Origin of the sequence: Haemophilus sp. UMB1048 (assembly GCF_030218125.1) — a bacterium.
GTDB lineage: Bacteria > Pseudomonadota > Gammaproteobacteria > Enterobacterales > Pasteurellaceae > Haemophilus_D.
The window spans coordinates 20,202-28,141 of sequence record NZ_JASOPB010000011.1 but is presented as its reverse complement, the minus strand read 5'-3'; the positions used below and the strand labels follow the sequence as shown (position 1 = coordinate 28,141).

Below are 7,940 nucleotides of genomic sequence, written 5' to 3'. Positions count from 1 at the left end.
GTAATAGTGATTGTATGGGTACCGTCTTTATTATTTACAACTTCACCAGTGATGCTGCCGCCTTTTTCACCTTTTTCACCGGTATCACCTTTAGGACCAGCAGGACCAGTATCGCCTTTTTCGCCTTTAGCACCTGTAGCACCAGTTGCGCCTGTAGCACCGTCTTTACCATTCTTACCATCTTTTACGATAGTAGTAGTAACTGTACCGGTCTCAAGATCAGTAATAGTGATTGTATGGGTACCGTCTTTATTATTTACAACTTCACCAGTGATGCTGCCGCCTTTTTCACCTTTTTCGCCGGTATCACCTTTAGGACCAACAGGACCGGTATCACCTTTAGGGCCAGCTGCACCAGTGTCACCTTTAGCGCCATCTTTAATAAGTGTAGTGGTTGATGAACCGTCTGGATTCACGATTGTAAGCGTATGGGTACCATTATTATTATTGGTTACCGTTGCTGTAGGGCTCTTACCGTCCTTACCATCTTTAACGTTAGGCACATTAATTTGAACTGTACCATTCTCATTATATTTAACTACAGTATTGGTACCATTCACAATATTTGCGTGGTACTGAACAACCGTTTTAGAGATAGTACCAGAACTCGTCTCTCCAGGGGTGTTAACTACTGTCGCAATTGTGCCGTTACCATTTTGGAATTCAACAATTTCTTTGTTATAAACAGGTGTAGATGCGTAAGTGCTTCGACCAGCAGTAGTTTGGTTACCACTCACAACCCAGTGATGTTTCGATACAGCATCAGCCACTGCATATAATTGTGAACCATTGATTGCATCTGTTGAAGTTGAAGAAATACGACCTGCCGCAACGTTAGTAATTTGACGCTCTTTGCCTGGCGCACCAACACTTACTACGCCTACTACTTGCCCTGGTTTAGCACCTGCAAAATTATAAGTATTTCCAGCAATAGTATGACTTGGATATAGATTTACTCTGTCAGTAACAGAATCAGAACCTAAAGCAACAGAATCTTTATGTTTTGCGTTTGCATTTTTACCAATTGCAGTTGCATTTAATGCTGTAGCATTTGCTTCTGTACCTACTGCAACAGCATCTTTTGCCGTAGCTTTCGCTGAGCTACCTTGTGCTAAAGATTGTTCACCTGAAGCTTCTGCACTACGACCAATTGCGATAGATTGAACACCTGAAGCGTTTGCATTTACAGAAGCTGCGAAGCTATAGTTAGCTGACGCTTTCGCACCAGAACCCAAAGCAGTTGAAGATTCACCGCTTGCGTTTGAATCACGACCAAATGCTGCCGCCGCTTTATTAGTTGCATTTGCTAGGCTACCAACCGCTACTGCACCATTTTGTGTTGCATGCGCTGCTTGACCTAATGCAGTAGTTGCAACACCAGTTGCCACTGAGTTTGCACCGATAGAGATCGCTGTACCTGCATTTTGAGCAGTAGAAGAACCAGCTGGGGTATCTGTACCATTTGCCGCTGCATTTGTACCAATTGCAATATCTGAGGTATGCGCTGAAGAGGCATTATTACCCTGAGCAATAGAGTTATCACCTACAGCTTTAGAAATAAAACCTACAGCAAGAGATTGGTTACCAGTTGCTGCTGTGCCTGCACCTACTGAAACTGCTCTTGTACCAGAACCAGTCGCACGCAAACCAACAGCAACAGCATTCTCAGCAGTTGCAGCAGCATTTTTACCCACAGCTACGACATTGTTGTGAGATGCAACAGATTGATAACCTACCGCAACAGCAGAAGAACCAGAAGAGTTAGCTTCTTTACCTACTGCAACAGTTGCTTCACCAGATGCTTTTGATTGAGAACCAAAAGCAAGAGACTCACCACCTGTAGCTTTTGCTTGCTTACCAATGGCTACATCCATATCTTTGCTAGATGTTGCTTCTCTACCGATCGCAACAGAGTCAATAGATTGATTAGTTGCATCAAAACCAATTGCAATACCATTTTCTTTAGTTGCACTTGCATTTTTACCAATAGCTACTGCTTTATCGCCAGTACCAGTTGCACTAGTACCAATTGCAATTGCGTCATGAGAGACTACATTGTTACCTTCATTTCTATAGGTATTTGCACCAGTACCAATATTAATATTGCTTATACCTTGACCTGTACCCGCCACATTATTCGGATTAGCTGAACTAATCGTGATTGTACTTGCATCAGTATTTATCACTGCTTGAGCTGTACCTACCACGCCCATCACTGCACCAGCAAGTGCGGTCAATTTAACGATCTTTTTAGACTTGGTTTTACCCTTAGCATGCCCAAGTTCAGAAACCGCTGTCCACGTTTGTGTTGCATGATTCCAAATAACTTTAAACACTTTGTTCATGAGTTTTATTCCTTTTTATTAGGATTGTTGAGAAGCTGTTGCGCGGACAACAGCACCAAAAAATTCCGCATCAAAAAGGCGGCGACAACAATTTTGGACAATAGTTTCCCTTTCCCTTCTGGTCAGAATAGCTTATTCTAAGCCAACTCTGTATAAAAAGAAAGCATCAAAAAAAAGATTTATTAAAAATTACAAGCAATTAAGGTAAATTTTGAGTTATGTAAATATATGTAAAGATTTTTGAAAATTTTTACGAGAAACTTAAAGAAGTGTAAATTTTTGTATGAAAAATAATCTATTTTAGAGGGAGGGAGCGTAAGATTCCCCCTTATTTCTACTTCGTCAAATCATAGCTCCAATCGAGCAATTTAAAAATTTCTTCGCTTTCTACACCATGATCTAACAAAATTGTCAGCCAGTGAGTTTTGTTCATGTGATAGGCAGGCAAAAAAGGCAGAGATTGTCGCAAAATACTTACCATATCAGGCGGGCATTTAAGATTGATAAAATCCGTTTCTCCTTCTTCTTTTAAACCCAGTTTCGCTTTAGCAATTTTGCCGATAAGGGCATACCATTTTCCTTTTGCATTGCTGTGGCGCAAGATCGCATAGTCCGGAAATTTTGCCCAAAGGTATTCGGGCTGCGTGGCATATTGATTCGCCACGTAATCCATTATCTGTTTTGCTTGGCGCATAGTTTGTTCCTTTTATATTGCAAAGTGCGGTCAAAATTTAAAGAAATTAAAAAAACACCTAAAAATCTGACCGCACTTTTGTCTTTCTTTACTTTAATCACAGTAGTAAGATAATAAATGAAAACTATTATCAAAATACAAGTATTAGACTTGTTTCATTATAAGGAGATAACCATGACAATGAATAGACGTGATTTTTTAAGAATGAGTGCAGCACTTACAGCAGCGGGCATGTCGCCTTCTCTCTTTGCGGCAACAAAAGAACAATTTACCATTTATGGCGCACCAGCGATGCCAAGTGTGACCATTGCAGTGGCGGCAGCACAAGGTAAATTAGCCAAACAAGCGGATGTCGCATTAGAGATTTGGCGTTCGCCTGATCAGTTGCGCGCAGGCGTGGCAAGTGGACAATTTAAAGTCATGATGAGCCCAAGTAATGTGGGCGTGAATTTACGTAATCAAGGGCAACAAGTTGGCATGGTGAATATTCTCACCAATGGGATTACGCAGTTGATGTGTAAAGGTAGTGCCATTACTTCACCGCAAGAATTGGTGGGTAAAAAAATCCTTGTGCCATTTAAAAACGATATGCCAGACATCGTATTGCAAGCTTTACTGAAAAAACTGAATATTGATATTAATAAAGTAGATATCACCTATGCGGCCACACCAACTGAAGCAATTGGTTTGTTCTTGCTTAAAGATTTCCATGCGGCCATCTTGCCGGAACCGATGGCGAGTGCCGTTGTGCTGAAAGCTAAAATTGTTGGTACGGAGATTGTACGCGGCTTTGATTTAGTGAAAGAATGGGGACAAGCGTTTAATACCAAACCGCTTATTCCAATGGCGGGCATTATTGCTAACGAAGAATACTTCCACGCACACAAGGCTGAGTTTGATCTCCTTCACCAAGATTTAAGTGATGCATTAAACTGGATTATGGCTAACCGCAAAAGTGCGGCTGAAATTGGTGCTAATTATCTGCCAGCGCCAGAAGCCGCTATTGAAATGGGCTTAGACGGTGCGCGCTTAACGGTAACCAAAGCCAGTGAACTGAAAAATGAAATCATGCAATTCTATGAAACCTTAATGGAGTTCAATCCAAAACTCTTAGGTGGTAAATTACCAGATGATAAATTCTTCTTGGCTTAATTTGAAACTGAATCACATAACATGATTAAAACTGACAAAATCCGTAAACCACAACCTGTCCTGTTTTACATCATCGACTACCTCTGGAGCGGCTTTACCGGCTTGAGTGTGGCGATGATGGTAGTTGCCTTGTGGGCTTGGGGCAGTGCGGTATTTGGTGAATTTATGCTGCCTGCTCCCGCGGATGTTTTTCAAAAAGCCCTTGATTTGCTCGAGCATTTCCAACAAAACGAAATCGGTATTTCGTTATGGCGGTCTGTGGTGGGCATTACCATTGCATTAGTCGCAGGCTTAGCGGTAGGGCTGATTGCGGGCAGCTTTAAAACCGCTATGGCATTGCTTAAACCCGTCATTACGATTTTATTAGCCATGCCGCCAATTATTTGGGTCGTGATGGCATTATTTTGGTTTGGCTTTGGCAACCCAAGTGTGCTATTTACCATTATCGTATTAGTCGCCCCGCTGACCTTTGCCAGTGCCGCTATGGGCATGGCAAGTGTAAACAAACAACATGAAGAATTGTTTGATGCGTACAAACTCGGATTGTGGAAAAAAATCCGCTATTTATATGTTCCCCATCTCACTGGCTATGTGATTTCCAGCATTGGCGTCGCGGTTGCGATGGGCGTAAAAGTGGTAATTATGGCAGAGCTTTTGGGTGCCAATGAGGGTGTGGGAGCACAGATTGCCGATGCCAGAGCCATGTTAGATACGTCAACGGTTATGGCTTATGTGCTGTTAGTGATTGTGTTTGTTTCACTCTTTGAATATTTGATTACCAAACCATTGGAAATCCTGTTTATGCCGTGGAGAAGATAATGCTGAGTTTAAAGAATGTGCGTTTTGAAATTCTCCGCGATCCCATCGTGCGCGATTTCAGTATGGATTTACAACCTGGCGAAGTGAAAACCTTATTCGGCCCTAGTGGCTGTGGCAAAACTACGGTACTGCGTTTGATTTCAGGTTTAGAAACGCCAAAATCGGGTGAAATCAATAATACATTCCGTAAAACAGGCTTTCTGTTTCAAGAAAATCGTCTATTAGAAAATCTCACTGCCATGCAGAATATCGCCATTTTTATGGATAATCCGAATGAACATGAAATCATTGCGCTGGCAGAAAAGATCGGGCTTTCTTCGGGTGATTTGAATAAATACCCGACCGAATTATCGGGCGGTATGGCAAAACGCGTGGCATTTTTGCGTCTATTACTATGCGGCTGTGATTTAGCCTTATTGGACGAACCTTTTGTCGGTTTGGATCGCGATTTACGTGATATTTTAGCCGCTATGTTAGTGGAAAAAATTGAGCAACAAGGCATGGCCTGTATTTTAGTGACGCACGATCGTTTTGAAGCGGCTCGATTAAGCCGAGAGATTATGCAACTTTCACCAAAAGGGATGGATGTGCAAAATGTGATTACCTTGCCTACGCCATTATCCGAACGCAATTCAGCCTTTGAAGAAACCGTAGTCGCACGCGAGTTTCAAGGAATCCATTACTATGAATAATTTCTTTACTCATCCGATGCGACCCTTCTTTGTTGGTGCAGCCATTCTTGCGATTGTTGGTGCCTTGAGCTTTTTCATCAGCCCCGATGATCTCATCCTACACCGCAAAATATTCTTAGAATTTATGCTACCAGCCGCATACGGCGGCTTTCTGACAGCCTCCATGCTCGAATGGACAAATTACAAAGGCAATTTAAAACCTATTGCGACGATTTTAGCAGTGCTCTTGCTTGCAGGATTGGTGTTATTGCCATTTTCCCCGCAAACCGCCTCGTTTTTAGTGGCTGCTTATTGGCTCGCGTTGTTACTCTTTTGTGCTTGGCTGTTTTGGTTGGATCGCAATACCGACAATTTTACTTTACTGATGTTACTTGCAGCATTTATGGTTTGTCAGACTGCTTACGCCATGACTGATAGTCTGAAATTATTGCGGGCACAGGTGCATTTGAATATGGCGGCTGTGATGTTTGTATCAATTCGAGTTAGCATTCTATTAGGCGCAGAGGCACTGAAAGAAAGTACATTGAAAGATCCTGTATTTATCCCGAATGTCGTGTATAAAAATATCGCAATTACATTTTTATTACTTCATACCGCAGCAGAGCTTTGGTTGCCTGCGCAAACAGCCGCTTTTACAGCCTTTGCCGTTGGATTTATTTTGCTTGCCAAGTTACGCGAATTACATCATCACGAACTGCTACGTAAACATTACGTACGCACTTATTATTTCCTTCAACTGTTCGCCGCGATTGGCTATTTGTGGATTGGCATAAATAAATTAATTGATGAACCTACTGCCGATCCGTTACACATGGTGACACTCGGTGGCATTCTCGGCAGTATGATGATGATTTGGCTCACCGCGGGATTATGGCATAGCGGCTTTACGAAACTGGATTATCCAAAACTCTGTCGCCTTGCCGTGCTTTGTCTTTTCACCGCAGCGCTTTCACGAGCTTGTTTAATGTATGTGGACGAGCTGTTTTTTATCACGATTCCGGCTATTTTAATTGCCATTGTGTTTGTGCTGTATCTCGCAACCTTTGTCCCGATATTCCGAAACAATGCCTTTACTGATGATCCAGAGTAATGACCAATCCGCACATCAATGTGCGGATTTTTGATATTTTTTAGACCGCACTTAATAGGCTTTTAATTGGGCCATTGCTTTACAATCCGCAGCTTGATGATCATCTTCGGTAATTAAACTTTGTAGGAAATGTTTAATTTCAGTCAGTTCGGCAATTTTTTCTTCGACTGAAACTAAATGTTTTGCCAACATACTATCCACTTCACAATGTTGAGATTGCTGTGTTTTCATCTCATTAAAAAATTTAATTTCGGCCAAGCTAAAATCTAACGCTCGGCAGGTTTTAATAAATTTTAATTGCTTCAAACTGGCTTCATCATAATCTCGATAACCATTTGCCAGCCGTTTAGGCTCCGGCATTAAACCCATTTTTTCATAATAACGAATGGTTTCTAAATGAATACCGCTTTGTTTGCTGAGTTCGTTAATTTTCATTTTTCTAAAACCAAGTCTTGACCTTGTAGTTGCTACGGACTTTATACTTTATCCCAAGTTAATCAATCACACAATAAGGAACAATATGTCTCACCATCATTCTCATGAACACCACGAGCACGCTCATGAGCATCACGACCATATTCCACAAAATAAAAAAATTTTGGCATTCAGTTTTATCGTCATTACAGGCTTTATGATCATTGAATTTCTTGGGGGGTATTGGTTTAACAGTTTGGCATTAATGGCTGATGCCGGGCATATGGCAAATGATAGCCTGTCATTATTTTTAGCGCTGTTGGCACTTTTCTTATCCACTCAAAAACAACGCTATATCGCCATACTCAATAGTGGCTCATTGATCGTTGTCGCATTGATGATTTTGTTTGAAGCAATTCAACGTTGGCAGCATCCAACCGAAATGTTGGCATTGCCAATGCTAGGCGTGGCATCGCTAGGATTACTCGTCAATCTTTTCGTTGCTTGGATAATGTTGAAAAGTGATCATGACAATCTCAATATCAAAGCTGCTTATCTGCATGTATTAACAGATTTATTTGGCTCCGTTATCGCGATTCTTTCAGGATTGAGCGCTTATTTTCTCGGATGGCAATGGGTGGATCCCTTAGCGAGTATGATATTGAGTATTCTTGTGCTAAAAAGCGGAATTGGCGCATTTCGCTTGGCATTAAAAAACACTTAAAAAATTAGCC

8 protein-coding genes are annotated in these 7,940 nt (G+C 41.5%); 5 read left to right on the top strand and 3 right to left on the bottom strand.

Going from position 1 to position 7,940, the window contains the following annotated elements; translation table 11 throughout:
- A partial coding sequence (locus QP437_RS09505) for an ESPR-type extended signal peptide-containing protein (RefSeq protein ID WP_285267672.1) occupies positions 1-2,345 on the bottom strand: 2,345 nt, incomplete at its 3' end.
- Positions 2,346-2,679: 334 nt separating this feature from the next.
- On the bottom strand, positions 2,680-3,039 hold the full coding sequence (locus tag QP437_RS09500) for an MmcQ/YjbR family DNA-binding protein (protein WP_285267671.1): 360 nt from the start codon (positions 3,037-3,039) through the stop codon (positions 2,680-2,682).
- 174 nt (positions 3,040-3,213) lie between these two features.
- Here QP437_RS09500 and QP437_RS09495 point away from each other — a divergent pair, with 174 nt between their 5' ends.
- Genes QP437_RS09495 through QP437_RS09480 form a run of 4 tightly spaced genes read left to right on the top strand, consistent with a single transcriptional unit; the run spans position 3,214 to position 6,792 of the window.
- On the top strand, positions 3,214-4,191 hold the full coding sequence (locus QP437_RS09495; RefSeq protein WP_049368265.1) for an ABC transporter substrate-binding protein: 978 nt from the start codon (positions 3,214-3,216) through the stop codon (positions 4,189-4,191).
- Positions 4,192-4,212: 21 nt separating this feature from the next.
- On the top strand, positions 4,213-5,010 hold the full coding sequence (locus tag QP437_RS09490) for an ABC transporter permease (RefSeq protein WP_285267670.1): 798 nt from the start codon (positions 4,213-4,215) through the stop codon (positions 5,008-5,010).
- Positions 5,010-5,702, top strand: a complete 693-nt coding sequence (locus tag QP437_RS09485; RefSeq protein ID WP_285267669.1) for an ATP-binding cassette domain-containing protein — start codon at positions 5,010-5,012, stop codon at positions 5,700-5,702. The genes QP437_RS09490 and QP437_RS09485 overlap by 1 nt, the downstream gene beginning before the upstream one ends.
- On the top strand, positions 5,695-6,792 hold the full coding sequence (locus tag QP437_RS09480; protein WP_285267668.1) for an NnrS family protein: 1,098 nt from the start codon (positions 5,695-5,697) through the stop codon (positions 6,790-6,792). Before QP437_RS09485 ends, QP437_RS09480 begins: the two co-directional genes overlap by 8 nt.
- A 51-nt stretch (positions 6,793-6,843) precedes the next feature.
- Here QP437_RS09480 and QP437_RS09475 read toward each other — a convergent pair whose 3' ends face one another.
- Entirely contained in the window at positions 6,844-7,227 is a 384-nt protein-coding gene (locus QP437_RS09475) for a MerR family transcriptional regulator (protein ID WP_111326316.1), read from the bottom strand.
- Positions 7,228-7,312: 85 nt separating this feature from the next.
- Between QP437_RS09475 and QP437_RS09470 the strand changes: the two genes are divergently transcribed.
- Positions 7,313-7,930: a cation diffusion facilitator family transporter gene (locus QP437_RS09470; RefSeq protein ID WP_285267667.1), complete on the top strand. Its 618-nt coding sequence runs from the start codon at positions 7,313-7,315 to the stop codon at positions 7,928-7,930.
- The last annotated feature ends 10 nt before the right edge of the window (positions 7,931-7,940 follow it).

Bases quoted from the DNA above. Each gene is read 5' to 3' on its own strand.
- QP437_RS09500 (WP_285267671.1), bottom strand. From the start codon at position 3,039: ATGCGCCAAGCAAAACAGATAATGGATTACGTGGCGAATCAATATGCC.
- QP437_RS09495 (WP_049368265.1), top strand. From the start codon at position 3,214: ATGACAATGAATAGACGTGATTTTTTAAGAATGAGTGCAGCACTTACA.
- QP437_RS09490 (WP_285267670.1), top strand. From the start codon at position 4,213: ATGATTAAAACTGACAAAATCCGTAAACCACAACCTGTCCTGTTTTAC.
- QP437_RS09485 (WP_285267669.1), top strand. From the start codon at position 5,010: ATGCTGAGTTTAAAGAATGTGCGTTTTGAAATTCTCCGCGATCCCATC.
- QP437_RS09480 (WP_285267668.1), top strand. From the start codon at position 5,695: ATGAATAATTTCTTTACTCATCCGATGCGACCCTTCTTTGTTGGTGCA.
- QP437_RS09475 (WP_111326316.1), bottom strand. From the start codon at position 7,227: ATGAAAATTAACGAACTCAGCAAACAAAGCGGTATTCATTTAGAAACC.
- QP437_RS09470 (WP_285267667.1), top strand. From the start codon at position 7,313: ATGTCTCACCATCATTCTCATGAACACCACGAGCACGCTCATGAGCAT.